Annotated in this window: 23 protein-coding genes and 1 tRNA gene; 7 read left to right on the top strand and 17 right to left on the bottom strand. The window is 66.3% G+C overall.

Going from position 1 to position 25,906, the window contains the following annotated elements; all coding sequences use genetic code 11:
• Positions 1-40: 40 nt before the first annotated feature.
• Positions 41-352 carry a hypothetical protein gene (locus tag H7J93_RS05380; protein WP_267305255.1) on the bottom strand — a complete coding sequence of 104 codons (312 nt, stop codon included), beginning with the start codon at positions 350-352 and terminating at the stop codon, positions 41-43.
• A 130-nt stretch (positions 353-482) separates the two neighbouring features.
• Here H7J93_RS05380 and H7J93_RS05375 point away from each other — a divergent pair, with 130 nt between their 5' ends.
• The 3 genes from H7J93_RS05375 to H7J93_RS05365 are packed head-to-tail and all read left to right on the top strand — an operon-like array spanning position 483 to position 2,813.
• Positions 483-1,487 carry a YncE family protein gene (locus H7J93_RS05375; RefSeq protein ID WP_267305254.1) on the top strand — a complete coding sequence of 335 codons (1,005 nt, stop codon included), beginning with the start codon at positions 483-485 and terminating at the stop codon, positions 1,485-1,487.
• On the top strand, positions 1,484-1,741 hold the full coding sequence (locus tag H7J93_RS05370; protein WP_372507787.1) for a DUF5703 family protein: 258 nt from the start codon (positions 1,484-1,486) through the stop codon (positions 1,739-1,741). Before H7J93_RS05375 ends, H7J93_RS05370 begins: the two co-directional genes overlap by 4 nt.
• A gap of 7 nt (positions 1,742-1,748) precedes the next feature.
• Entirely contained in the window at positions 1,749-2,813 is a 1,065-nt protein-coding gene (locus H7J93_RS05365; RefSeq protein WP_267305319.1) for a quinone-dependent dihydroorotate dehydrogenase, read from the top strand.
• Between the two features lie 83 nt (positions 2,814-2,896).
• On the opposite strand, the gene H7J93_RS05360 is transcribed toward H7J93_RS05365, so the two are convergent.
• A complete protein-coding gene (locus tag H7J93_RS05360) occupies positions 2,897-3,427 on the bottom strand; it encodes a YbhB/YbcL family Raf kinase inhibitor-like protein (RefSeq protein ID WP_267305253.1) in 531 nt (176 codons plus the stop codon).
• Positions 3,428-3,443: 16 nt separating this feature from the next.
• Positions 3,444-4,784 carry a M20/M25/M40 family metallo-hydrolase gene (locus H7J93_RS05355; RefSeq protein WP_267305252.1) on the bottom strand — a complete coding sequence of 447 codons (1,341 nt, stop codon included), beginning with the start codon at positions 4,782-4,784 and terminating at the stop codon, positions 3,444-3,446.
• 74 nt (positions 4,785-4,858) lie between these two features.
• Between H7J93_RS05355 and H7J93_RS05350 the strand changes: the two genes are divergently transcribed.
• Together H7J93_RS05350 and H7J93_RS05345 are read left to right on the top strand one after the other, a co-directional pair.
• Positions 4,859-4,944, top strand: a tRNA-Leu gene (locus H7J93_RS05350).
• Positions 4,945-4,948: 4 nt separating this feature from the next.
• Entirely contained in the window at positions 4,949-5,569 is a 621-nt protein-coding gene (locus H7J93_RS05345) for an FMN-binding negative transcriptional regulator (RefSeq protein WP_267305251.1), read from the top strand.
• Here the strand turns inward: H7J93_RS05345 and H7J93_RS05340 are convergent.
• The 6 genes from H7J93_RS05340 to H7J93_RS05315 form a co-directional block, all read right to left on the bottom strand.
• Positions 5,566-9,318, bottom strand: a complete 3,753-nt coding sequence (locus tag H7J93_RS05340) for a bifunctional nitrate reductase/sulfite reductase flavoprotein subunit alpha (RefSeq protein ID WP_267305250.1) — start codon at positions 9,316-9,318, stop codon at positions 5,566-5,568. The two genes, H7J93_RS05345 and H7J93_RS05340, sit on opposite strands and share 4 nt — an antisense overlap.
• A gap of 5 nt (positions 9,319-9,323) precedes the next feature.
• A complete protein-coding gene (locus H7J93_RS05335) occupies positions 9,324-10,751 on the bottom strand; it encodes a nitrate/nitrite transporter (RefSeq protein WP_267305249.1) in 1,428 nt (475 codons plus the stop codon).
• Positions 10,752-10,882: 131 nt separating this feature from the next.
• A complete protein-coding gene (locus H7J93_RS05330) occupies positions 10,883-11,275 on the bottom strand; it encodes a universal stress protein (RefSeq protein WP_267305248.1) in 393 nt (130 codons plus the stop codon).
• Positions 11,272-12,822 carry a tripartite tricarboxylate transporter permease gene (locus H7J93_RS05325; protein WP_267305247.1) on the bottom strand — a complete coding sequence of 517 codons (1,551 nt, stop codon included), beginning with the start codon at positions 12,820-12,822 and terminating at the stop codon, positions 11,272-11,274. The genes H7J93_RS05330 and H7J93_RS05325 overlap by 4 nt, the downstream gene beginning before the upstream one ends.
• 1 nt (position 12,823) lies before the next feature.
• Positions 12,824-13,345 (bottom strand): tripartite tricarboxylate transporter TctB family protein, encoded by a 522-nt coding sequence (locus tag H7J93_RS05320; protein ID WP_267305246.1) that lies wholly within the window; start codon positions 13,343-13,345, stop codon positions 12,824-12,826.
• Positions 13,342-14,340: a Bug family tripartite tricarboxylate transporter substrate binding protein gene (locus H7J93_RS05315; protein WP_267305245.1), complete on the bottom strand. Its 999-nt coding sequence runs from the start codon at positions 14,338-14,340 to the stop codon at positions 13,342-13,344. Before H7J93_RS05315 ends, H7J93_RS05320 begins: the two co-directional genes overlap by 4 nt.
• 86 nt (positions 14,341-14,426) lie before the next feature.
• On the opposite strand from H7J93_RS05315, the gene H7J93_RS05310 reads away from it, so the two are divergent.
• Together H7J93_RS05310 and H7J93_RS05305 are read left to right on the top strand one after the other, a co-directional pair.
• The gene (locus H7J93_RS05310) at positions 14,427-16,040 is read left to right on the top strand and encodes a sensor histidine kinase (RefSeq protein WP_276021387.1); all 1,614 of its coding nucleotides are present in this window, start codon (positions 14,427-14,429) and stop codon (positions 16,038-16,040) included.
• Positions 16,033-16,698: a response regulator gene (locus H7J93_RS05305; protein ID WP_267305243.1), complete on the top strand. Its 666-nt coding sequence runs from the start codon at positions 16,033-16,035 to the stop codon at positions 16,696-16,698. Before H7J93_RS05310 ends, H7J93_RS05305 begins: the two co-directional genes overlap by 8 nt.
• Here the strand turns inward: H7J93_RS05305 and H7J93_RS05300 are convergent.
• The 8 genes from H7J93_RS05300 to H7J93_RS05265 form a co-directional block, all read right to left on the bottom strand.
• A complete protein-coding gene (locus H7J93_RS05300; RefSeq protein WP_267305242.1) occupies positions 16,684-17,970 on the bottom strand; it encodes an HNH endonuclease in 1,287 nt (428 codons plus the stop codon). The genes H7J93_RS05305 and H7J93_RS05300 overlap by 15 nt on opposite strands.
• Positions 17,971-18,030: 60 nt before the next feature.
• Positions 18,031-20,133: a prolipoprotein diacylglyceryl transferase gene (gene lgt / locus H7J93_RS05295; protein ID WP_267305241.1), complete on the bottom strand. Its 2,103-nt coding sequence runs from the start codon at positions 20,131-20,133 to the stop codon at positions 18,031-18,033.
• Positions 20,130-20,900: a tryptophan synthase subunit alpha gene (trpA, locus tag H7J93_RS05290; RefSeq protein ID WP_267305318.1), complete on the bottom strand. Its 771-nt coding sequence runs from the start codon at positions 20,898-20,900 to the stop codon at positions 20,130-20,132. The genes lgt and trpA overlap by 4 nt, the downstream gene beginning before the upstream one ends.
• Before the next feature lie 14 nt (positions 20,901-20,914).
• Positions 20,915-22,174, bottom strand: coding sequence for a tryptophan synthase subunit beta (gene trpB / locus H7J93_RS05285; RefSeq protein WP_267305240.1), 1,260 nt, complete (start codon positions 22,172-22,174; stop codon positions 20,915-20,917).
• 3 nt (positions 22,175-22,177) lie between these two features.
• Entirely contained in the window at positions 22,178-22,996 is an 819-nt protein-coding gene (gene trpC, locus H7J93_RS05280; protein ID WP_267305239.1) for an indole-3-glycerol phosphate synthase TrpC, read from the bottom strand.
• 71 nt (positions 22,997-23,067) lie between these two features.
• Positions 23,068-23,658: a TIGR02234 family membrane protein gene (locus H7J93_RS05275; protein WP_267305238.1), complete on the bottom strand. Its 591-nt coding sequence runs from the start codon at positions 23,656-23,658 to the stop codon at positions 23,068-23,070.
• Complete coding sequence (locus H7J93_RS05270; RefSeq protein WP_267305237.1) at positions 23,655-25,181, bottom strand: anthranilate synthase component I; 1,527 nt, start codon at positions 25,179-25,181, stop codon at positions 23,655-23,657. Before H7J93_RS05270 ends, H7J93_RS05275 begins: the two co-directional genes overlap by 4 nt.
• 3 nt (positions 25,182-25,184) lie before the next feature.
• Positions 25,185-25,898, bottom strand: a complete 714-nt coding sequence (locus tag H7J93_RS05265; protein WP_267305236.1) for a phytanoyl-CoA dioxygenase family protein — start codon at positions 25,896-25,898, stop codon at positions 25,185-25,187.
• Positions 25,899-25,906: the final 8 nt, after the last annotated feature.

Raw genomic sequence — 25,906 nt, 5'->3', positions numbered from 1 at the left:
CCGCCATGTCCGTCACGACGACGACCGTACCTGGGCCGGGTCAGCGGTTGCTGCGCGAAACCGGTTGGGCGGCCGCCACTGCGTCACGCACCGCAGCCGCAACGCTGCGCTCGTCGTTGAGGTCGATGCCGGTGAGCTTGCGGGTGGTACCCGCGACGACGTCTTCTGCCTGCGGGACGGGCCCGTTCAGGCGGGGGCGATACACCTCGACGATCAGCATCTGCCGCTCGACGTGGAAGGAGAAGCTCCGGCCGTCGCCGACTTGGCCAAACCCGCTAGCGTGAAGACCAGTGGAAATGTCTTCGATAGCAAACTCTTGCCCGCCCAATTCCCGGTCTGCGGCGATGGTCATGAGATGACCATAACTCGACTCATGCCGCCGATGGTGGGGGCACGGCGAGCGGTCTGCATTTCACGATGAGCGGTCTGCCTAGACTTGCTGGTCGACCGATTTCCAATTCGCACATCCTGAGAGCTACCCCTTGCCGATCCGCGTAAACACCATTCAGGTGGCGCTGGCCGCGCTGGCGATCGGATTGTCGGGATGTTCGTCGAACCCCGTCGATGCCCCGCCGCCGACCATCACACCTGCTCAGGCGGCTGTTTCGCCCCCTGTGGCAGGCGAACCTGCCGGTACCGTGCGCCCGCTGACAACCCATGCCCAAGGCGCGGTATTCGACGCGAAAACCAGGTCATTGGCGGTGCTGAGCGAGTCGGAGATCACCACCCTCGGCGAGCCGGGCAGGACCAGGTCGGTCACGTTGCCGGCGGCCGCGACGGCGATCACCGGAGACGGCGAAGGCCGGGCGTATGCGTCGACCCGCGGCGGCTATTTCCGGATCGACCTCGCCGAGGGCACCGCAACGCCGATCCGCGTTGAAGGGCAGGAGGAGACGGAGTTCACCGCGATCACGCGTCGCGCAGACGGCAGGCTGGCGCTGGGCAGCGCCGACGGCACGGTATTCACCCTGAGTTCCGAAACCGCCGTCGGTGCGCATCTGAAGATCTTTGCTCGAGTGGATGACCTTGTGGCGCAAGGAAATACCGTCGTCGTGCTAGACCGGGGCCAGACGTCGGTGACCGCACTTTCCGAGGATGGCGAGAAGGCCGAACAAGCGTTGCGCGCAGGCGAAGGGGCGACGACCATGGCCGCCGATAGCATGGGCCGGGTGCTCGTTGCCGACACTCGCGGCGGCCAGCTGCTGGTCTTCGGCACCGACCCGCTGATCCTGCGCCAGAAGTATCCGGTGCGAGATGCGCCCTACGGGCTGGCCGGATCGCCGACGCTGGCATGGGTGTCGCAGACGGCGTCGAACTCGGTGGTTGGCTACGATCTGTCAACCGGCATTCCCGTCGAGAAGGTGCGCTATCGAACCGTGCAGCAGCCGAACTCCCTGATCTACGACGAGTCATCCGGCACCCTCTATGTGGTGTCGGGCTCAGGTGCGGGTGTCCAGGTGATCCCGGATGCGGCGGTGGGTTCGTGACGACGATGCACCGTGGCCGGATGCCTGAGGGCTGGGATAAGGACCTGTCCGACGACTACGAGTGGATTCCGCTGCGGCTACCGCCCGATCTGACCAGGATCAACGCGTCGACGCGGCTGTCCATCGAGGCCGAATATCGCGGCTGGGAGCTCACCCGCGTGCGCCTGTACACCGACGGATCGCGGCGCGTGTTGCTGCGCCGCAAGAAATCGGCCCTCCACGAGGCGGCGATCCCCGAGCAGCCCGCGCTGTGAGCTCATGATGTACCGCGCGCTGCAGCGGGTGCTCTTCCTCTTCGCGCCCGAACGCATTCACACCTGGGTTTTCGCGCTGCTGCGGGCCGTCACCGCGCTCACCGTCACGCGCCGCACGTTGGCGCGGTGGCTGGCGCCGCGTGATCCGATCCTGTCCAGCACGCTCTTCGGGGTGACCTTCCCGGGTCCACTCGGCCTCGCGGCGGGCTTCGACAAGGACGGCCTGGGGCTGCAGACATGGGGCGCACTCGGGTTCGGCTATGCCGAGGTCGGCACCGTCACCGCGAAGGCGCAACCGGGCAATCCGCCGCCGCGGATGTTCCGGCTGCGCGACGATCGCGCACTGCTCAACCGGATGGGGTTCAACAACCACGGCGCCGGCGAGTTGGCGCTGCAGCTGGCCAGGCATACGCCCGATGTACCGATCGGGGTCAACATCGGCAAAACCAAGACCGTCGCGCCCGAGGCCGCCGTCCACGATTACGCCGAAAGTGCTCGGCTGGTGGGGCCGCTCGCCTCGTATCTGGTGGTCAACGTCAGCTCCCCGAACACACCGGGGTTGCGGGACCTGCAAGCAGTGGAGTCTTTGCGGCCTATCCTTCGCGCCGTCCGCGCGCAGACGACGACGCCCGTACTGGTCAAGATCGCACCAGACTTGTCGGATCAGGATGTCGACGAGATCGCTGACCTGGCAATCGAATTGGGTTTGGAGGGTATCGTCGCGACCAACACCACCGTGTCGCGCGACGGCCTGGCCACCCCCGGTGTCGACGAGCTCGGCCCGGGCGGCATCTCCGGGCCGCCGGTCGCACAACGCTCGCTGGAGGTGTTGCGCCGGTTGTACCGCCGCGTCGGTGACCGCCTCGTGCTGATCAGCGTCGGGGGCATTGAAACGGCCGACGACGCGTGGGAGCGCATCGTTTCCGGCGCCTCACTGCTGCAGGGCTACACCGGATTCATCTACGGCGGCGGGTTGTGGGCCAAGCGCATCCACGACGGCCTGGCCCGGCGTCTACGCGCCGAGGGATTCACCTCGCTGGCAGACGCCGTCGGCTCGGCCGTGCGTGACTAGTTCTGCTCCTGGCTTCTGTGCGCTTAAGGGGTTGATCGCATGCACCTGATGCGTGCAATCAACCCGTTAGCGCCTATCCGCGACTAGTTCTGCTCATAGGTGCCGTGGATCAGCGCGCGCGCGATCGCGTTTTGGAACAGGTTGAATCCCAGGTAGGCCGGAGTGGCATCGCCGGGCAGCTCGAGCTTCTCCACACCGACGGCATGTACCGCGATGAAGTACCGGTGTGCGCCGTGGCCTGGGGGCGGCGCAGCGCCGACGTAGCGCTTCAACCCGGCGTCGTTGGCCAAAGTGAGTGCGTCACCGGGCAATACGCTGCCATCGCCGGCGCCGGCCGGTAGATCCGTCACGGTCGCGGGCAGATTCGCGACGGCCCAGTGCCAGAAGCCGGACGCAGTCGGCGCGTCGGGGTCGTAGATAGTCACCGCGAAGCTGCGCGTCTCCTCGGGGAAACCCGACCACGACAGCTGCGGCGAGATGTCGGACCCGCCGGCACCCATGATTCCGCTGACCTGGTCATTGCCCAGCGGTTGTCCGTCGGTCACCGATTGCGACGTCAGCTCGAACGTCGGCAGCTTCGGCAGAAAATCGTAGGGGTTGTAGGGAAAAGGCATCGCGATCCTTTCGTCGTCAGCAGTGCAACAGGAAATGCTCGAGAACTCTGGTGCCGAACGTCAGTGCGTCAACGGGTACCCGTTCGTCCACGCCATGGAACAGTGCAGCGAAGTCGAGGTCCGGCGGCAGCTTAAGCGGTGCGAATCCGAAGCAGCGAATCCCGAGGCGCGCGAAGTGTTTTGCGTCGGTCCCGCCCGAGAGCATGTACGGGACGGTGCGGGCCTCCGGATCGGCGGACAGGATCGCGGCGTTCATCGCCTCGAGCAGATCACCGTCGAAGCCGGTCTCATACGGCGGCAGCTCGGTGATCCACTCGCGGGTGACGTCGGGGCCGATGATCTCGTCGACCTCGCGCTCGAAGGCGGCGAGCCGGCCCGGCAGCACGCGGCAATCGACGACGGCCTCAGCCGTCGCGGGGATGACGTTGGCCTTGTAGCCGGCCTTGAGCATCGTCGGATTGGCGGTATCGCGCAGCGTGGCGCCCACGATCCGCGCGATCGGCCCCAGCTTGGCGATCGCCCCCTCCAGATCCGGGGAGTCGACGTCAAAGGTGTAGCCGGTCTCCTCGGCGACGGCGGTCAGGAACTGCTCGACCGAATCGGTCATGACCACCGGGAATTGGTGTCGGCCCAGCTTGGCCACCGCGTCGGCGACCGCGGTGACCGCGTTGTTGTCGTGGATCATCGACCCGTGGCCCGCGCGGCCGCGCGCCGTGAGCCGCATCCACATCATCGCCTTCTCGGCCGTCTCGATGAGATACAGCGTCCGCTCACCGCCCTCGCGGCGCGGAATCGTCAGCGAGAACCCGCCGACCTCCCCGATCGCCTCGGTGACGCCCTCGAACAGGTCCGGACGGTTGTCGACCAGCCACTTGCAGCCGTACTTTCCACCGGCTTCCTCGTCGGACACGAAGGCGAAGACGAGGTCGCGCGGCGGCACGATTCCCGAGCGTTTGAAGTGCCTGGCGACCGCGATGATCATGCCGACCATGTCCTTCATGTCGACCGCACCGCGGCCCCAGACATAGCCGTCCTCGACGGCGCCGGAGAACGGATGCACGCTCCAGTCGGCGGCCTCGGCGGGCACCACGTCGAGGTGGCCGTGCAGCATCAGGGCGCCGCGTTCGGGGTCGGCGCCTTTGAGCCGCGCGAACACGTTGGCCCTGCCGGGGGCGCCCGCCTCGACGTATTGGGTGGTGTAGCCGACCTCCTGCAGCTGTTCGGCCACCCAGCGGGCACATTCGGCCTCGCCCTTGGTGGTCTCGGGCTCACCGGTGTTCGACGTATCGAAGCGGATGAGGGCGCTGACGAGATCAACCACCTCGGCTTCGGCTGCTGAGGATGCGGTCACAGTCACATTCGTACCATTGCCGACTCCCCTGGGTTTGGGTCCGGCCTCGCTGATCCGATAGCCTTAGCTGCCCACAACGGGTCCGAGTGGCGGAATGGCAGACGCGCTAGCTTGAGGTGCTAGTGCCCTATTAACGGGCGTGGGGGTTCAAGTCCCCCCTCGGACACAGCATGTACACCCCGTCTTTCAACCGGATCGACGACGAGGACGAAATTCGGCGCTTCGTCGCCGAGGCGCGATCGGCGCAGTTCATCTCGGTCGAACCGGATGGGACTCCCGTCGCCACCCTGCTGCCGGTGATCTGGGACGGAAACGTCGTCGTGGCCCACATGGCGCGGGCAAACCCACAGTGGAAGGCCATCGCACCCGACAGCCCGGCACTGCTGATCTGTTCAGGCCCGCAGGCCTACATCAGCCCGTCTTGGTACGCGGCGAAGGCCGAACACGGCCGGGTCGTACCCACGTGGAACTACAGCGCCGTGCACCTGTCCGGCACGGTGCGGGTGCACGAGGACCGGGAATGGTTGCGCGACGTGGTCACCCGGCTGACCGCGATGCACGAGGACGGGCGCAGTGAGCCGTGGCAACCGAGTGACGCACCCGAGCGCTACATCGAGGGTCAACTCGCGGGCATCGTCGGGCTCGAGATCACCGTCAGCCGCGTCGAGGGCAAGGCCAAACTGAGCCAGAACCGCTCAGCGGCCGATCGCCGCGGCGTCGTCGACGGCCTACGGACGGAACCGCACTACGAGGCCGCCGAAGTGGCCGCTGCGATGGAACCCGGTCTCTAGTACACGTCGCGCACGTATCGCTTCGCGGCGACGAGTTCGCGTTTGAAATCGCGCGCCCGTTCGCGAGACATCTTCCCGTGGGTCTCGATGATCGTCGTCAACGCGTGATCGACGTCGCGGGCCATCCGGTTTGCGTCACCGCAGACGTAGAAGTGGCCGCCGTCGTCGAGCCAGCGCCATACGTCGGCGCCGCGATCGAGCATTTTGTGCTGCACGTAGACGCGGTCCTTCTGGTCGCGGCTGAACGCGAGGTCGAGTCTGTTGAGGAAGCCGTCGCGGGCCATATCCTCCAAATCGTCTCGGTAATAGAAGTTTTCGTTGCGGTGCTGGTCGCCGAAGAACAACCAGTTGCGGCCGGCGTGCCCGAGAGCGCGACGTTCCTGAAGGAAGCCCCGAAACGGCGCGATGCCCGTGCCGGGACCCACCATGATCATCGACGCATCGCCGTCCTCGGGCGGCCGGAAGTGCGGCGAGCGCTGCAGGAACACCGGGGCCGACGTCGCGCGATCGGCCAGGAACGTCGAGCACACCCCGCCACGCTGGTGTCCGTAGCGCACCACCGACACCGTCAGCTGGATCTCGTGCGGACTGACGAGCGGGCTGGATGAGATCGAGTAACTGCGCGGTGTCAGCCGCACCAGGACATCCAGCCACTGATCGGGGTCGGCGTGAACGACGAACTCCTGCACGAGATCGAGCCCGTTGCGCCCGTGGAGCCACTTGTCGAGCTTGTCCTTGCGGGCGCGCAGTACCTTCGCATCGCGGCTGTTCTCGGCGATGAACCGGAGCAGGTCGGGGGTGACGCGGCAGAAGTCGTAGCGCGATGTCAGGGCTTCCCGCAGGGTCTGCTCGGTGCCGTCGACCACGACGATGTGCTCACCACGCATCCCGGTGGCGGTCAGCCAGGCATCGACGGCGGCCGCGTCATTCGTCGGGAACACCCCGAGCGAGTCGCCCGCGGAGTAGCTGACGTCGAATTCGGAGATGTCAAACCCGAACTGCCGCACCTCCTTTCGTGCCGACGGCGCACTGATGAGGAGATTTCGACTCAGCGGCGCGACGATCGGATTCGCGCGGGTGAACGGCTCGGCGGCAGTCGCGGGCGACGCGGACACCGAGCGACCCAGCAGCGCGGCGACCTGGTCGACCCATCGGCCCATCGGCTCGTCGTCGTAGGCCTCGCATTCGACACGGTCGAGCAGCCGGGCCGCGCCCAGCGCGGACAACCGGGAGTCGATCGATCTGGCATGGCCGCAGAAGTTGTCGTAGGTGCGGTCGCCGATACCGAGAACCGCGTACCGCACACCGGTCAACGTCGGGGCGTCGGGGGCGCTGAGACGGTTCCAGAACTCCGCGCCGTTGTCGGGCGGTCCGCCGTCGCCGAACGTGCTGGTGACAACCAACACGTCGCGGGCGACGAGGTCGGCGAGGTCGATATCGTTCATGTTCACCAGGTTCGGCACACCGATGCCGGCGGCGAGCTTGCCCGCGAACTCCTCGGCGGTGCCGGTCTGTGACGCCCACAGGACCAGCGGCCCTTCGGTGAGGTTCGGGCGCGACAGCACTGCAGTCTCGCGCACCGGCATGGCCAGTGGGCGCAGGCTCACCGCGCACGCCTTGAATTCCGGTTGCAGCGAGTCGGGGTCGACGGCGTCGTTGGTGAGCGCGTTGACGGCCAGGTACTCGCCGTGGTCGTCGTTCCAGTGGAAGGGCACAAAGCAGGTGCCCTGGCGGACCCGGTCGGACACCACCGCGGGAAGTACCGCACGGCCGCGCCGGGTGGTGAGCTCGACGTCCTGGCCGTTGGAGATGTCCAGTGCCGCAGCATCGGCCGGGTGGACCTCCACGAACGGTCCGCGGTTCAGCCGGTTGAGCGCGTCGACGAGGCCGGTCTTCGTCATGGTGTGCCACTGGTGTTGCAGCCGACCGGTATTGAGCACGAGCGGATAGTCGTCGTCGGGCAGCTCGCGAGCGTCCAAGTGCGGCCGGGCGAAGAAGTTGGCGCGCCGCGTCGGGGTCCCGAAGGCCAGCCGGGGCGCATGACCATCCTCGTCGACGAAGTAGTCCTGGCTGACGCCGTCGTTGAGGTAGCGGATCGGGTGGCGGTCGTTGTCGTCGTCGGGCGGGCAGGGCCACTGCAGCGAGGTTTCACGAAGCCGCGCATAGGTCGCGCCGCGAATGTCATAGCCGGTCTTGGGATTCCAGAAGCGACGGATTTCGTCGAAGATCTGCTCGCTGGACTCGTACGCGAAGTGCTCGCCATAACCCAGATGCGCGGCGACCTGGCAGATCAACTGCCAGTCGGGGCGGGCTGCGCCGAGCGGCGGCACCGACTGCTGGAGCAGCGTGAGGTTGCGCTCGGAGTTCACCATCACGGCATCGGCCTCGGCCCACAGCGTCGCGGGCAACACGATGTCGGCGTACGAGTTGGTTGCGGTGTTGCGGTAGGTGTCCTGGGTGATGACGAGCTCGGCGGCTTCCAGCCCGGCGATCACCGTGCTCCGATTCGCCACGGTGGCAACGGGATTGGTGCAGATAACCCAACACGCCTTGATGCGTCCGTCGGCGAGTTGGCCGAACATGTCGATGGTGCCCGGTCCGACGTCGGGGCGGATGGTGCCGGGTTCCAGGTCCCACTGCTGTTCGACGAAGGTGCGGTCGTCTGCGGAGAGCACCGAGCGCTGGCCGGGCAGTCCCGGCCCCATGTAACCCATTTCGCGGCCGCCCATCGCATTGGGCTGTCCGGTCAGTGACATCGGGCCGCTGCCGGGTCGGCAGATCGCGCCGGTGGCCAGGTGCAGGTTGCAGATGGCGTTGGTGTTCCAGGTGCCGTGGGTGCTCTGGTTGAGGCCCATCGTCCAGCAGCTCATCCACTCGCCGGCCTCGGCGATCATGCGGGCGCCGGTGCGGATGTCCGATTCGGAAAGGCCGGTGATCTGTGCGACGACCTCGGGCGTGTAGTCGGCGAGGAACGCGGGCATGGTGTCCCAGCCGTTGGTGTGCTCGGCGATGAAAGCTTTGTCGATGTCACCGTTTTCGACGAGCAGGTGCAGCAGTCCGTTGAGCAGAGCGAGGTCGGTGCCGGGCTTGATCTGGAGGAAGAGGTCGGCGCGTTCGGCGGTGTCCGTCCGGCGGGGGTCGACGACGATCAGCTTCGCTCCGGCCTTCAGCCGGTCCGCCATGCGCAGGTACAGGATCGGATGGCAGTCGGCCATGTTCGAACCGATGACGAAAAACAGGTCGGTGCAGTCGAAGTCGGCGTACGAGCCCGGTGGGCCGTCGGCGCCGAGCGATTGCTTGAAACCGGTTCCGGCGCTTGCCATGCACAGCCGTGAGTTGGACTCGATGTGCACGGTCCGCAGGAAGCCCTTGGCCAGCTTGGTGGCCAGGTACTGCGCCTCGATGGACATCTGGCCCGATACGTACAGCGCGACGGCGTCCGGTCCATGCTCGTCGACGATGGCACGCAGCCGTCGACCCGCCTCGACGACCGCGTCATCGACGGGTACGGGCACCAGTTCGTCGCCGCGGGCGGGTCGCCTCAGTGCGGAGGTCAGCCGTCCGTCGTCGGCGGCCATCATCTCGGCGTGCGTCGCACCCTTGGTGCACAGCCTGCCGAAGTTGGCGGGGTGCAGCTTGTCTCCGGTGACCTTGGCGATGACGGGTCGGCCGGTATCGGAGCTCACGACGCTGTGAACTTCGATACCGCAGCCGACACCGCAGTATGAGCACGCCGTACGGGTCACCATCGGCGTCAGGCGGGCACCGGCGCCGGTGTGCGGCCGATCTGCTCGCCCGCGCCGGCCCGCGCAGTGTGGACTCGCAGGAAGACCACCCAGGTGACGATGGCGCAGATCACGTAGAAGCCGAGGAACACCCAGAACGCGTTGGTCGCGGACTTGGCATCGCTGACGTAGGACGCGCGCAACACGACGTTGATGAACACGCCGCCCAGTGCACCGATCGCGCCGGCGAAGCCGATGAGTGCGCCGGACATGCTGCGTGACCACGCCGCCTTCTCCTCGCGGCTCCATTCGTCGCGGCCCTGGGCCTTGGCCTCGAAGATCGACGGGATCATCTTGTACGTCGACCCGTTGCCGATACCCGACAGGATGAACAGCAGGATGAAGCCGGTGACGTAGGCGATCATCTGGCCGCTCGTCGCGGCGCCGGCCATACCGTCGTCGATCACACCTGCTGCCACCAGGATTCCCGCGGCGAAGATCATCGCGACGAACGTGTACAACGTGACCTTGCCGCCACCGATCCGATCGGAGATCTTGCCGCCGAACGGACGGGAGATCGAGCCGAGAAGCGGTCCGATGAAGGCGATCTGGGCGGCGTGCAGCGACGCCTGCGCAGGCGTGTCTCCCCCGGCGAGGAAGTTGATCTGCAGCACCTGACCGAAGGCGAACGAAAAGCCGATGAACGAGCCGAAGGTGCCGATGTAGAGAAAGCTCATCACCCAGGAGTGCTTGAACCGCAACGCTTCTGCCATCGCGCCGAGGTTCGAGCGCTGGTTGCCGAGGTTATCCATGAACAGTGCGGCACCGATCGCAGCGAGGGCGATGAGCACAAGATAGATGGCGCAGACGATTTCGGGCGCGGTGTTGCTGACCGCGGCGATCACGAGCAGGCCGATCAGCTGGATCACCGGAACGCCGATGTTGCCGCCACCGGCGTTCAGACCCAACGCCCAGCCCTTGAGGCGCTGCGGGTAGAACGCGTTGATGTTGGTCATCGAGGAGGCGAAGTTTCCGCCGCCGAAGCCCGCGAATGCCGCGACGACCATGAACGTCGTGTAGGACGTGTCGGGCCTCTTCATCACCCAGAGGGTGAGGACCGTCGGGATGAGCAGCAGCAGGGCGCTGACGATCGTCCAGTTACGGCCACCGAACTTGGCAGGCGCGATGGTGTACGGGATGCGCATGACGGCGCCGACCAGGGTGGGCACCGCGACCAGGTAGAACTTTCCTGCGGCATCGATGTGGTAAACGCTCTGCGGCATGAACAGGACCATCACCGACCAGATCGACCACACCGAGAAACCGACGTGCTCGGCGAAAATGGACCAGATCAGGTTGCGCTTGGCGATCCGTTTCCCGCCGGCTTCCCATGCCTCGACGTCTTCGGCGTCCCAGTGCTCGATCGTGCGGCTTCGGCTCAAGGTTTTCACGAGCACTAGGTTCGCGTGCGGCCATTCCCTACCGATTGCACCGTCATGTCCGAAACGTCAACACCCGCTCACTTCACTGTGATGGCTGCGTGCGCGGTCGACGAAACGCAACCGAAACATACGTGACCTGCGCCACGTCAACTTTCGTCGGGTTTGACCGCCAGGACCGGCTTGGGACATTCGAGCAGCACCTGCTGCGACACACTGCCGAGCAGCAGCTTGCCGACCGGATTGCGGTGCCGGATCCCGATCACCAGCAGTTCCGCGTCGTCGCGATCCATGGCCTTGAGCAGCTCTTCAGCGGTGTCCACCCCGACGGGTTGGGTGAGCTCGAACTCGACGCCGCATTCGGCCAGATGCCGTTCAACGTCGTGCACCTCGCCGGATTGAGCGAACCGGGGGTCGGAGTACGCCTCTCCTGAGGTGGAGTTGATGACCAAGAGCGTGGTGTTACGCCGTCTCGCCTCGGCGATGCCGTGCTCGAGGGCGGCCCGGCCGAACGGGTCTGCGCTGTATCCGACGACGATCATGCCTGGGCCGCCTTTTCCCGCTGGTCCGTGTCGTCCTCGACGATCAGGAGCGTCTCCTCGCTGCGGTGCATGAGCCGCAGCACCAGGGGCATCAGCAGCAGCACGATCATCAGCACGTACACGATGATCGCGACGGGTTCGGTGAACAGGCTGGTCCAGTCGCCGCCGCCCAGTTGCAGGCTCTGCCGAAGCTGGCGTTCGATGCGCGGCCCGAGGATGACGCCGATGATGAGTGGCAGGACCGGCAGCCCGAACCTGCGCATCATCAGGCCGAGGAGTCCGAAGACCAGCAGCAGGGCAAGGTCGAGTGGCTGCACGTTCACAGCGAGCGCGCCGAGGCAGGCGAAGAACAGGATGCCCGCGTACAGGTAGGGACGCGGTGTGCGTAACAGCTTGGCCCACAACGGCGCCAGCGGCAGGTTCAGCACCAGCAGCAGCAGGTTGCCGATGAAGAGGCTGGCGATCAGCGTCCAGATGAGCAACGGCTCCTTCTCGAACAACGTTGGGCCGGGCTGAATTCCGTACGACACGAACGCGGTCAGCATGACTGCGGCGGTGGCGTTGGTGGGCAATCCGAGGGACAGCATGGGCACGAGAGTGCCTGCGGCGGAGGCGTTGTTGGCCGCCTCGGGGCCCGCGACGCCCTCGATCGCGCCCTTACCGAACTCTGCATCATGCCCGCTGCGCTTGGCAAAGCGCTTCTCGGTGATGTACGACAGGAACGTCGGCAACTCGGCGCCACCGGCGGGCAGCGCACCGAACGGGAAGCCGAATGCGGTGCCGCGCAACCACGGCTTCCACGAGCGCTGCCAGTCGCTCTTGCCCATCCAGGGCCTGCCCACCGGGATGACCTCGGCGGGGCGACGGCGCAGATGCGCTGCGACCCATAGGGCTTCGCCCACCGCGAAGATGGCGACCGCGATGATCACGATGTCGATGCCGTCGGACAGCAGCGGAATTCCGAACGTGGCACGGGGTTGACCGGTGAGGAAGTCGATGCCGACCACGCCGATCGCCAGGCCCAGGAACAGCGAGATGGCGCCGCGCAGCTTCGAGGAACCGAGCACCGCGGTCACAGCGACGAGGGCGAACAGCATGATCGCGAGGTACGACGGTGCGCCGAGGGTGACTGCGAACCGCGAGATCGGCGGGGCGAAGGCGGCGAGCAACGCGGTGCCGATGGTGCCCGCGACGAACGATCCGATGGCGGCGGTCGCAAGTGCCTGCGCGGCGCGTCCGGCCTTGGCCATCTTGTTGCCCTCGATGGCGGTGATGACCGACGACGACTCCCCCGGTGTGTTGAGGAGGATCGAGGTGGTGGAACCGCCGTACATGCCGCCGTAGAAGATGCCGGCGAACATGATGAAAGCGGCGCTTGGGCTTACGTTATAGGTCACGGGCAGCAGCAGTGCCACGGTCATCGCCGGACCGATACCCGGCAGCACACCGACGGCGGTGCCCAGCAGCACGCCGATGACGGCGTACAGAAGGTTCATCGGGGTGGCGGCCTGCTCGAACCCCTGGATCAGCCAGTCGAGATTTTCCATGTCAGAGGATTCCGTCCAGAATGCCTGCGGGCAAAGGGATTCCAAGCCCGGAGTAGAACGCGTAGAAGCTGCCGACCGAGAGCACCGCGCCGATGACGATGTTTCGGACGTAGTGCCTGCTGCCCAGAACGGTTGCGGTACCGGCGAAGAGCAGCGCGCCGGTGATGGCCCAGCCAAGCGGCATCACGAGCAGGATCGTGGCGACGAACAGACCGACCAACAGTCCGACAGTGCGCCAGTCGGCCGGCGCGTTCGGGTCGACGTCCTCGCCCGCGTCTGCCTCCCCCACCGACCCGCGTGGGATCGCGATGGCCAACACGATCGCGAGCGCGATCAAGATGATGCCGATCGCGACGGGGAACATCTTCGGCCCGACGGGATCGACCTTGGCGAAACCCTCCTCGAGGGTGAGCCCGTCGTAGATCACGAATGCGCCGACCGCGACGAGCACGGTGCAGACGACGTACTGCGCCTTGTCGATGCGTTTGCCGTTCGTCGTCGCGGCGGTGTCTGTCGTCGTCATAGCAGCCCCAGCTCGGTCAGGGTCGTGGAGACCCGGTTGTCCTGCTCTACGAGAAACTGTTCGAACGCTTCGCCGGTCACGAACGCATCGGTCCAGCCGTTCTTGACCAAGGCGTCTTTCCAGCCCTGGGTCGCGTGAAGGTCCTCGAGCACCTTGATCAGCGACTTCTTGGCGCCGTCCGAAATGCCCGGTGGCGCAAGCACACCGCGCCAGTTGGCGAAGGTCATGTCGATTCCGGACTCCTTGAGTGTCGGGGCATCGATACCTTCGACGCGCTGCTCGCTGGAGACTGCGAGCACCCGAAGTTGGCCGGCCTCGATCTGGTCGATGAGCTCGCCGGGACTCGAGGTGCCGACCGTGATCTTCTTGCCGAGCAGCGCGGTCAACAGGTCACCGCCGCCGTCATAGGTGACGAAGTTGACGGACTTCGGGTCGACGCCGACGGTCCGCGCGACCTCCATCGGGAAGAGATGGTCGGGACCGCCGGGCGAAGAGCCGCCGCCGATGGTCACCTTGGAGGGATCGGCCTTCCACGCGGCGACGAAGTCCTGCACCGTCTTGAAGGGCGAATCGGCGGGAACGAAGATCGCGCCCGGGTCCTCGATCAGCTTCGCGAGCGCGGTCGCGTCGGAGGCCTTGATCTTCGATCCGTTGGTGTATGTGGCGCCGACGACGCCGAGTCCCATCGTCATCATGAGGTCGTCGTTGCCGCGTTCGTTCATCAGCCGGGCCATCGCGACGGTGCCGCCCGCGCCGATCACGTTGAAGACCTCGATGCGACCGGTGATGTCCTCGTCCTCGAGGATCTTCACCGCGGTGCGGGCGGTCAGGTCATAACCGCCGCCCGGACTGTTCGGCACCATCATGCGCAGCCGGTGCAGTCCCAGCTCGCCGCCGTCGCGCGTGACGCCACAGGCGCTCAGCAGCAGTGCGGCGATCACGGCGATGATGAGCACCGGGCGTATGTGTGTGCTCTTCACGTCGTCCCCAATCACGTTGGTTGTGATGCTCAGCAATACTGGACCCCGCAGTGACATGGGTCACGCATGAGTACGCAAAGGACGTTTTGGTCGTTGTGAAACTGATCAGGTCACCGGCGCGGGGGTTTCGCAGCCTGGCGGGCCAGTTCCTGGTCTTCCAGCTGCTGGTCGTCGCGGTCGTTCTGATTGCGGTAGCGGCGGTGTCGGTGGCGCAGTCGACTCGGGAGTTCCGTGAGGTGCGCGGAGCCCGGATGATCGCGGTCGCCGAGAACATGGCGTCGACGCCGGTAGTGCGGGACCGGTACGCCGACCCGGGCGCTTCCAAGGTGCTGGCGCCGGAGGTCGATCGTGCGGTGGCACTGTCGGGTGCGGGACTTGCGGAGATCATCGATCCGGGCGGGACGGTGCGCGTGTCGTCTGATCCGGAGCGCGTCGGCCGGCAGGTCGACATGGGGCCGACGCGCGCCGACGAGGGTCGGGCCTGGTTCGGCGATCTGACGATCGACGGGGTGCACAGCCTTGTCGGCGAAGTGCCGATCCTGGCCGACTCGGGGAAAGTCGTGTCGATCGCTTCGGTCAGTGAGCGGTATCCGTCGATATGGGAGTTGATGGGTGCTTCTGGCGAGCGGCTGCTGTTCTACCTCGGGCTGGGTGCAGCGTTGGGGCTGCTGGCGTCGTGGCTGCTGTCGCGGCGGATCAAACGGCACACCCGCGGCTTGGAGATCGCCGAGATCTCCAGCCTGGCCGATCATCGGGAAGCGTTGTTGCACAGCATCCGCGAGGGCGTCGTCGCGGTGAACAACGAGGGCGATATCAGCGTGCTGAACGACAGCGCACAGGAACTGCTGGGCGTGGCCGCCGATGCTGTGGGCCGGCCGGTGGACAGTGTCGGGCTCGATCCCGCGGTGGTCGACTTCCTGCTTTCCGGTGAGGACGGCCGTGACGTCGTGATCGTCACTCGCACAAGGGTGTTGGCGCTGAATCGGCGGGCGGCGACGAGCCAGGGCCAGCAGATCGGTACGGTCACGACGATGCGTGACAGCACCGAGCTGGCGGCGCTGCAGGGCCAGCTGTCGTCACACAAGAGCGTGACCGATACGTTGCGGGCGCAGACCCACGAGTTCGCCAATCAGCTGCACACGATCTCAGGGCTTGTTCAATTGGGCGAATACGATTCGGTGCGCGATCTGGTAGGGACTTTGACCAGGCGCCGCGCTGAGATCAGTGATGCAGTGACACAACGTATTTCTGATCCGGCGGTCGCAGCGTTGTTGATCGCCAAGACGACTCTGGCGGCCGAGAGCAGCGTGTCGCTCGAACTGGCCCCGGATTCGCATCTCGCTGCGTTGCCGCCCGCGCTGGCGACCGACGTGATCACCCTGCTGGGCAATCTCATCGACAACGCGGTCGACGTGTCGGTGGGGTCGTCAGCAGCCAGGGTTACGGTCAGTATCGATGACCGCGCAGGCCTGGCGATCTCGGTGGCGGACTCCGGACCGGGTGTGCCCGACAACCTTCGGGAGTCGATCTTCGCCCGTGGGGTGACGTCCAAACCCGACGTGCCCGGCGGTCGGGGCATCGGTCTGGCGTTGGTGCGGTTGGTTACGGCACAGCATGGCGGCACGGCGGAGGTGACCGACGGTCCCTACGGCGGTGCGCTTTTCGTGGTCCGGCTACCCGCGAGCGTCGTGGCCGAGAAGGCCGCCCATGCGTGACGTGCTGATCGTCGACGACGATTTCATGGTGGCCGAGATCCATCGGCGATTCGTGGAGCAGGTCGATGGGTTCCGTCCGAGCGGGGTCGCCCGCACGGGGGCGGAGGCACTTGCGGCAGTGCAGGAGTTGCAGCCGGATTTGGTGCTGCTGGATGTCTACCTGCCGGACATGACGGGCTTGGAGGTGCTGCAGCGGCTGCGGTCGGGCGGCGACCTCGTGGGCGTCATCATGATCACCGCGGCCCGCGAATTGGACACGGTGAAAGGCGCTTTGGACGGTGGTGCGGCCGACTATTTGATCAAGCCCTTCGAGTTCGATCAGTTCAGGGCGAAGCTCGAGGCATTCGCGGCACGGGCAGACGCCCTGGAGTCGGCCGGTGGAATCGACCAGTCGCTGGTGGACTCGCTGTTCGGGCGGCCGGGCGGTACCACGCAGGTTCTGCCCAAGGGTCTCGGCGCAGAGACAGGCCGGTTGGTCTTGGACGCAGTGCGCGACGCCGGCGAAGTGTCTGCTGCAGAATGTGCGGATCTGGTTGGGATTTCGCGAGTCAGCGCACGCCGCTATCTCGAGCACTACCTCAGCACCGAGGTGTTGGAGTTGCGACTGCAGTACGGCGCCGGCAGACCTGAGCGGCGCTACCACCTACGCGGCGTGTAGATCTGCCAGCTCAATGCCGATTCTGACCTCGACTTCGCTGACCGTGATCAGCGGCTGCCCGAGTAAGGGCGGTGCGGTCGAGCGGTAATGATGACCAGTCGGTGTCACGAATTCTGCTATGTGGACACCGTTCTCCTCGCTTGGAGACACCTGCCAGTTCGGCGACTCCTTCACGAAGTTGCAGTGAGCGCACATGCCGACACCGTTGAGTAAATTCGTCGGTCCGCCGCGGCTACTCGGCACTGCGTGATCACGGTGCCGGATGGGCGCGTCGCAATACGGTGTTCGACAGCCTTGATCGCGAAAGCCAATAAACATCGCGAGTCCTTTGGGGAAGCACCGTGACCGGGACTCCATGGCCACGAGCGATCCACTCTTCGGGTTTCGGTACAGCCGGCGCAACGTTGCCTTTGAGCGCGGGTCGCTGACCGCGGATTCCACCAGCCGGCATGCCACCGAGGGAGGAATCGGCCCATAGCCGTCGATCGTCGCCGGGACATTCTCTCCCCCGAGCAGCGCCTCATCCGAGATCACGAGGTTGACCGCAATTGGCTCCGGAACGTCAGCAGGCCGGCCCGTCACCCGCTCGACCAGCGTGTCGGCCATGACCTGGCCGCGGGACCGACCGTCGAACGTGGTGTCGGCAGACCGCTTCAGCGCGGCGTAGACCCCGACACCCACCGCGACCGGTAGCAACACGGTGACGTATGTCATGGCGTCGGGCGCCGGACGAATAGTCACCGTGCGGTCGGCCTCGGCCTTGGCGGCTCGGTCGACGATCGCCTGCGGATCGAGCCGGTAGGCAATGTTCTTGGCCTCAGTGGTCAACCTCTTGTCGCCGAGCCCATCGAGCTTGCTTACGTCAGCGCACAATTCGGCATCCAGCGTGCGTCGGAGCTCGACGTCCAAACAAGCGGACTCGCGCACGATCAGGGTGGCACGCCATTCCGACAGCACACCCGACGCCAATGCCGCAAGGGTATGCGGCATCTCATGGACCAGCGCCTTGGCGAATCCGAGATGTTGGTTTCCTCGGTTCGGAGAATCGCGTCGCGCCAATGCCACCTCGCTGGCCAGGCCCTTGCCCCGCTTGCGCAACGGCACACCCTCTGCCGCTTCTGCTGCGCGTCGGCGCTCATCCAACGCGGCGGCAGCACGCGCCTGCCCTGCTGCGGCAGCCGACTTGAGTTGTTCCAGCTCGGCGATCCGCGCTATCAGCTCGGCCTCTCCGGCGAGTGGATCAACCGCGGTTACGGTCGCGAGATCGAACATACATTCGATGGTACTTCAGCCCACCGACAATTCTGGTCCGTGGCGAACGGCTCGCGGAAATCAGCCGCGACGCCGGAACAGCCGACGAAGGCGTCCGCCGCGCTCTGCAGGCGGTTGCGGCGTCGCTGTCGCGGCGGCTTCTTTAGTGGCTGGTTCATCGGCGGATGCCTCGTCCGCTGGAGTGTCGTCGGATTCGGCGTCTGAGCCTTCTGCCTCGGCGGCTTCTTCCGCTACGTCGGCGCCCTCATCCTGGACGGCATCGTCGGATTGTTCGGTTTCCGATTCCTCGTCGGAGGCGAGATCCTCAGCTGCTTCAGCAATTTCGGCCCCGACGTCCTCGTCCTCCGCGTCTGCGACGTCGTCATCTGCAGCGTCCTCGTCGTCATCTGCAGCGTCCTCGTCGCCAGCCTCGCTGGGTTCCGACTTCTCCTCGCCCGACTCTGCGCCTTCAGCTTCGTCCGCTTCGTCGGCATCGTCGGCATCGTCGACTGGAGCTTCATCCTCGACAGGCTCGACCTCAGCAGACTCGTCTGATTCCTCGTCCGTGGCCTCAGATTCGTCGTCGCCGAGTTCATCGGGTTCGGATTCCTCAGCGGCAAGTTCGTCAGCCTCAGCGTCGTCAGCAGCCTCCGCTACTTCGTCACCTTCGTCGGCATCGTCGGCATCGTCGGCGTCAACCTCAGACGGCTCGGCCTCAACGTCCGCCGAGGCTTCCTCAACATCACCTTCGTCGGACGCCGGTTCCGATTCCTCAGCCTCAGCGTCGTCAGCAGCCCCCGCTGCTTCTTCGCCTTCATCGACGCTGTCGGCTTCAACCTCAGACGGCTCGGCCTCAACGTCCGAGGAGGCTTCCTCAACGTCACCTTCGGCCTCACCTTCGTCGGACGCCGGTTCCTTAGCTTCTTCCGCGACGTCCGCTGCTAGTTCTTCGGCCTCAGCAGCATCCTCGACGGCGGCCTCATGAACCTCAGGCGCAGCCTCCTGCGCCTCAACGGCATCCTCACCCTCAACGGCACCCACACCACCGACAGGCTCAAGCTCTTCGTCGTCCCCGTCGAAATCCTCATCCTCAGCCGCTGCAGCCGCCGTGAGCAGTTCGACGACCGCGGTATGAGCCTCGGTCGCCGAATCATCGTCGGGCTCCGGCTCTTCCGCGTCAGCACGCTCATTCACGTCGGTAGCGGCATCTTCGTCCTCATCGGCACCGGCCGCCTTGGCCGCCGCCACCACACCCGTCGTTGCCGCGACCGCGACGAGTTCGTCGGCGACCTCGTCGATAACCGACCCGTCATGTGGCTTGCCCTTGAGCGTGGCCGGATCCTCTCGACCCTTCGGTGCCACCATGATGTACACCACGGCACCGATGAACACGAAAGTCGACGTGAACGAGTTGACCCTGATATCCGCGATCAAGCTGGCGGGGTCGCTACGCAGCAGTTCGATCCAGAACCGGCCTACGCAATAACCAGCGACATACAACGCGAACAAGCGACCGTGACCGATCGTGAACCGCCGGTCGACCCAGATCAGAACCGCGAAAACCAGAACGTTCCAGAGCAATTCGTACAGGAACGTCGGGTGCACGATGGCGTACAGCTGGCCCGTCGAGACCCCGTTCGCTAGATCCGGGCTGACGACACCGTTGGCGCCAACCCGTTCGTAGATCTCGAGGCCCCACGGCAGATCTGTCGGGCGGCCGTACAACTCCTGGTTGAAGTAGTTGCCCAACCGCCCGATCGCCTGCGCCAGCACGATTCCCGGCGCAACCGCATCGGCGAACGCCGGCAGCGGAATACCGCGCAGCCGACACGCGATCCATGCCCCGACGCCGCCGAGCGCAACAGCGCCCCAAATTCCGAGACCACCGTCCCAGATCCGGACGACGCCCAGAAAGCCTGCGCCGCCTTCCCCGAAGTACTTCGGCCAGTCGGTGATGACGTGGTACAGCCGGCCGCCGAGCAGCCCGAACGGCACCGCCCACAGCGCGATGTCGTAAATGACGCCCTGCTCGCCACCCCTCGCCGTCCAGCGGCGGTCACCGATGACCAATGCCACGACGATCCCGACGATGATGAACAACGCGTAGGCGCGGATCGGGACCGGACCGAGGTACCACACACCCTGCGCGGGACTGGGTATCGATGCCAGGACAGTTGTCGTCACGCGGTGATCCTCTGCCGCACACCGTCGGCGAGCTCAGTGGTCCGTGTTCGCACCGCCGGCACCCCGTCCTGTAGTGCCGACACCAGTGCCGACCCGACGATCACGCCGTCCGCGTAGGCGCCGATCTCCGCCGCCTGCTCGCGGGACCGCACACCGAGGCCGACGCCGACCGGAATGTCAGATACTGCCTTCACCCGCCTGACCAATTCGGGTGCGGCCGTCGACACCGCGTCGCGTGCGCCGGTGACGCCCATCGTGGACGCCGCGTAGACGAATCCGCGTGACGCCTTCACCGTCGCGGTCAGCCGCTCAGGAGTCGACGACGGCGCCACCAAGAAGATGCGGTCCAGATCGTGGGCCTCCGACACCTCGATCCACTCCGCCGCCTCGTCCGGAATCAGGTCGGGCGTGATCATCCCCAGCCCGCCGGCCGCAGCCAGGTCACGCGCGAAAGCGTCGACACCCCAGTGCAACACCAGATTCCAGTACGTCATCACCACGGCGCGACCGCCCGCATTGCTGATCGCCTCAACCGCCGTCAGCGTGTCGCGCACGCGTACACCGCCGCGCAGCGCAGCTTCGGTGGCCGCCGCGATAGTCGGCCCGTCCATACCCGGGTCCGAATACGGAATGCCGACTTCGACGAGGTCGCAGCCCGATTCGACCAGCGCCTTCATCGCCGAAATCGATGTCGGCACATCGGGAAAGCCCGTAGGCAGGTAGCCGATAAGTGCCGAGCGGTTCTCCGCCCGGCACGCGTCGAACATTCCTGCCAGCCGACTCACGATTCACCGTCCATCAGACCGAACCACTTCGCCGCAGTCTCGACGTCCTTGTCGCCCCGTCCCGACAGGTTCACCAAGATGATCGCGTCGCGGCCGAGTTCCTGCCCCAGTTTCAACGCTCCCGCCACGGCGTGCGCGGATTCGATGGCCGGAATGATTCCCTCGGTGCGGCACAACAGGGCGAAGGCATCCATCGCCTCCGTGTCGGTGATCGGCCGGTACTCGGCACGCCCGATGTCCTTCAAGAACGCGTGCTCCGGGCCCACCCCCGGATAGTCCAAACCTGCTGAGATCGAATGTGATTCGATGGTCTGCCCGTCCTCGTCCTGAAGCAGATACGAGAACGAACCCTGGAAGGCGCCGGGCGAACCACCAGTGAAAGTCGCTGCGTGACGGCCGGTTTCGACGCCATCGCCCGCCGCCTCGAAGCCAACGAGGCGCGTCCCCGGGTCATCGATGAACGCGTGGAAGATTCCGATGGCATTCGACCCGCCTCCGACGCAAGCCGTCACGGCATCGGGCAGCCTGCCGGCCTGCGCCCGGATCTGCGCCCGCGCCTCGAGACCGATCACCCGCTGGAAATCCCGCACCATTGTGGGAAACGGATGCGGTCCCGCCGCCGTGCCGAAGCAGTAATAGGTGTTGTCCGCGTTGGTTACCCAGTCGCGGAACGCTTCGTTGATCGCGTCCTTCAGCGTCTTGGAACCGGCCTCGACCGACACCACTTCGGCCCCAAGTAGACGCATCCGCGCCACGTTGAGGGCTTGCCGCGCGGTGTCGACCGCGCCCATGTAGATGATGCACTCGAGACCGAGCAGCGCGCATGCCGTCGCGGTCGCGACGCCGTGCTGTCCCGCGCCCGTCTCGGCGATCACGCGTGTCTTGCCCATCTGCCGCGCCAACAGCGCCTGCCCCAGCACATTGTTGATCTTGTGAGATCCGGTGTGGTTGAGGTCTTCTCGCTTCAGGAAGAGCCGCGCGCCGCCGGCATGCTCAGACAGCCTCGAGGCTTCGTACAACGGCGACGGCCGACCGCTGTAATGCCGCTGCAGCCGATCCAACTCGTCGAGGAATTCCTGATCGCCGCGAGCCTTCTCGTACGCCGCAGTGACCTCTTCGATCACCGCCATCAACGCTTCGGGGACGTATCGCCCGCCGTAGACGCCGAAATGGCCGCGTTCGTCGGGGTCATGAACTGTGGGTTCGGCGACGGCCGCGCTCGAACGCGGTAACTCCGGACCGGCGAGGTCGGCCACTTGTCAGCGTGAGGGTTTCGGGCAGGACGGGTGCGTACCTGCGGTGACCAAATCGGCTACGGCGCTGCGCGGGTCACCACTGGTGACCAGTCCCTCACCGACGAGCACCGCATCGGCGCCGGCACCGGCGTAGGCAAGGAGATCGGCTGTGCCGCGCACACCTGACTCGGCGATGCGGATGACGCCGCTCGGTAGGCCGGGAGCGATGCGCGCGAAGCAGTCCCGGTCCACCTCCAGCGTCTTGAGGTCACGGGCGTTGACCCCGATCACCTTGGCGCCGGCCTGCAGAGCGCGATCCGCCTCCTCCTCGGTGTGCACCTCGACGAGCGCGGTCATGCCGAGCGATTCGGTGCGATCGAGCATCGACTCCAGCGCCTGCTGCGTGAGGGCGGCGACGATCAGCAACAGCATGTCGGCACCGTGGGCGCGGGCCTCGTGGATCTGATACGGCCCGATGATGAAGTCTTTGCGCAACACCGGGATTGACACTGCCGCGCGGACGGCGTCGAGATCCGCCAGCGAGCCGTTGAATCGCCGTTCCTCGGTGAGCACGCTGATGACGCGCGCGCCACCGTCTTCGTATGCGCGGGCCAGCTCCGCGGGATCTGAGATGGCGGCCAGTTCTCCGCGCGACGGGCTGGCGCGCTTCACTTCTGCGACGACACCGATACCCGGCTCCCGCAACGCCGCCAACACGTCGAGTGGCGGTCGCGCGGCCTTCGCCTTCTCCTTGATGTCGGCGAGCGGAAGAGCCGCTTCGCGAGCCGCGACATCAGCGCGGACACCCTCAATGATGGTGTCGAGCACAGTCGCCGAACTCATGTGTGCCGAATCCTCCCGGATGGTGCCAACCGATCTTCAACGAAGGGTAACCGCCGCCACACCATTGGGTGTCACCGGCCCTTGTTGTCTGGGGTCCGGTCTTGGGTCGGATCCACGCCCTCGTCGAGGGCATCCCACAGCTCTCGCTCCGTCATCACGTCCTCCCGTTTGTCCCCAGGAGCAGCCGTGCGGCGGGCGTAGCGCGTCGCAGCGGAACGGTCCTTCGACGCCGATCGCAACAGCAGCGTGGCGCACACCAGGGTGACGGCCGCCGCCACCACCGTGATCACCGCGCCCCCGTAGTGGCGCTGAGTGCCCACGAGATCGGCCACCGGCGCCTCGGCAAGGTGTGACGCCCGAACACCGACGTCGGGCATCACCCACAGCGTGATGGCCAGGTAGGCCATGCCAGCGCTGGTGATCGCCGCGAGAAGCGCGAGCACCCGCAACGGCCAGCTGCGCACCGCCAGCGCAGCGACGGCGGTGGCCAGCAGCAATATGGCCAGCGGGACCAGCGCCGTCGACCATGAACCGCCGGACAGCGCCGTCGTTCGGGGCTGACCCAGCCCGTCGAACGACGTCACGTCGACCCATGTCATCCGCGACGCGATCCACAACGCCGCCGCCGCCAAGACGAGCCCGAGCTGCGCGATCCGAATCATGGTTCGGTCAGGGTTTCCGCCGCAGCGATCGCCTTGAGCACCGCAAGGGCCTTGTTCGACGCCTCGGTGTACTCATAGGGCCCGTTGGAATCGGCCACGACTCCCCCGCCGGCCTGCACGTACGCCGTGCCGCCTCGCATCAGCGCCGTTCGAATCGCGATCGCGAAGTCGGCGTTGCCCGCGAAGTCCAGGTAGCCCAGCACGCCGCCGTACAGCCCGCGGCGGGTCTTCTCGACCTCTTCGATGAGCTCCATGGCGCGCACCTTCGGCGCACCCGACAGCGTGCCCGCCGGAAAGCACGCCAACACGGCATCCAACGCGGTCTTGTCGTCGGCGAGCTCGCCGTGCACCGTCGACACGATGTGCATGACGTGGCTGTACCGCTCGATGTGGCTGTAGTCCTCCACGCGGACGGTGCCGGGCCGGCAGACACGGCCGAGGTCGTTGCGACCAAGATCGACCAGCATCAGGTGCTCGGCACGCTCCTTCTCGTCGTGCAGCAGCTCCTTCTCGAGCAGCAGGTCCTCCTCCTCGGTCTCCCCGCGCCACCTCGTGCCAGCGATGGGGTGCGTCGACGCCCGCCCGTCCTTCACGGTCACCAACGCTTCGGGACTGGATCCGACGATCGAAAAGTCCAGGCCGCCAGCATCATTCGGGACGTTAAGCAGATACATGTAAGGGCTGGGATTGCTCACCCGCAGCATCCGGTAGACGTCGAGCGGGTCGGCGTCGGTGTCGATCTCAAAGCGCTGTGAGGGCACCACCTGGAAGGCCTCGCCGGCCTCGATGTCGCCGACGAGCTTCTCGACGATAGCGGTGTACTCCTCGACGGTGCGTTGCGACCGGTGCAGCGGCTCGGGTCGGCTGAACGTCGCGACCGTCGACGGCAACGGCTCACCGAGTGCCGCGCTCATCACATCGAGCCGGGCTACCGCGTCGTCGTAGGCCCAGTCGACGCGCTCGTCGGTGCCGTTCCAGTTCACGGCGTTGGCGATCAGCGTGATCGTGCCCTCGTGGTGGTCGACGGCGGCGATGTCGGTGGCCAGCAGCAGCAGCATGTCGGGCAGGCCCAGATCGTCGACGGCCAGCGACGGCAACCGCTCCAGACGCCGCACCATGTCATACGCGAAGAAGCCGACGAGGCCCGACGACAGCGGCGGCAGACCCGGCACCGGCTCGGTCTTCAGCAGCTCGAGCGTCGCGCGCAGCGCCTGGATGGGATCGCCCTCCTTGGGCGCGTCCTTCGGAGTGGTGCCCAGCCACACCGCCTCGCCGTCGCGAATCGTCAGCGCCGATGGCGCACCCGCCCCGATGAACGACCAGCGGGACCACGAGCGGCCGTTTTCGGCCGATTCCAGCAAGAACGTCCCGGGACGGTTGGCGGCCAGCTTGCGGTACGCCGACAGCGGCGTCTCACTGTCCGCGAGCACCTTGCGGGTCACCGGCACCACGCGGTGCTCGGCGGCCAGCGCCCGGAAGTCCTCGCGTGACGTGGTGAGTGCGAGGTTGGCGGTCGATTGCACCCATCAATCCTCCCAGACGCGCGCCAAGGGTGACGACGACGTGGGTGTCAGTGGACCGGTCAGCACGACGGGTGCCTGCGCCATGAACCGCGGCGTGTTGCCGCGGTGTTCGTCGGCTGCGTGCGCTGTGAACGGGTGCAGCAGGTACATGTCGCCGGGTTCGCCGGTCGCGTGTGCCACCGGCCTGTGGGCGCTGGCGGCGTCGACGAGGCGACCCATCTCGGCCAATTCGACCGGGTCCGGCCCCAGCACGCGGGCCACGTCGCGGTGTGAGCCCACCCGGATCCGCGTCGGAGCGTCGTCCGGGCCGACCTCCGACAACAAGGTCAGCACCAACACGGTGTGCGGGCGGCCCGTCACCGCCCACGTCCCGTCGGGCTGCGGGGTGTTGGCGTCGATGTGCCACCCGCGGTCGTCGTTGGGCGGCGACACCGGGAAACGGACGGGCACGTTGCCCAGCGAGCCTCGCGGCACCCAGCCGCCGCGGCCGCACACCGCATCGAGCGCCGCCGCCAGCACCGGACTTCGGACGAGTTCGCCGAAAGGCCCGTGGCCCATCAGATCTGACGCCCACCGTACGGGTTCTGACCACTGGTCACGATCGTCGTGCGAAAGACCCAGCTGCTGCCACAGCGCAGCGCGCGCCGCATCGGCGACGCTGCGTGGAACGACGTGCTCGAGCTTGACGTAGCCGTCGGAGATGAAGGTGTCGAGCATTCGGCACG

This window comes from Mycobacterium barrassiae (assembly GCF_025822765.1).
GTDB lineage: Bacteria > Actinomycetota > Actinomycetes > Mycobacteriales > Mycobacteriaceae > Mycobacterium > Mycobacterium barrassiae.
This window is presented reverse-complemented; position numbering and strand designations above follow the sequence as displayed.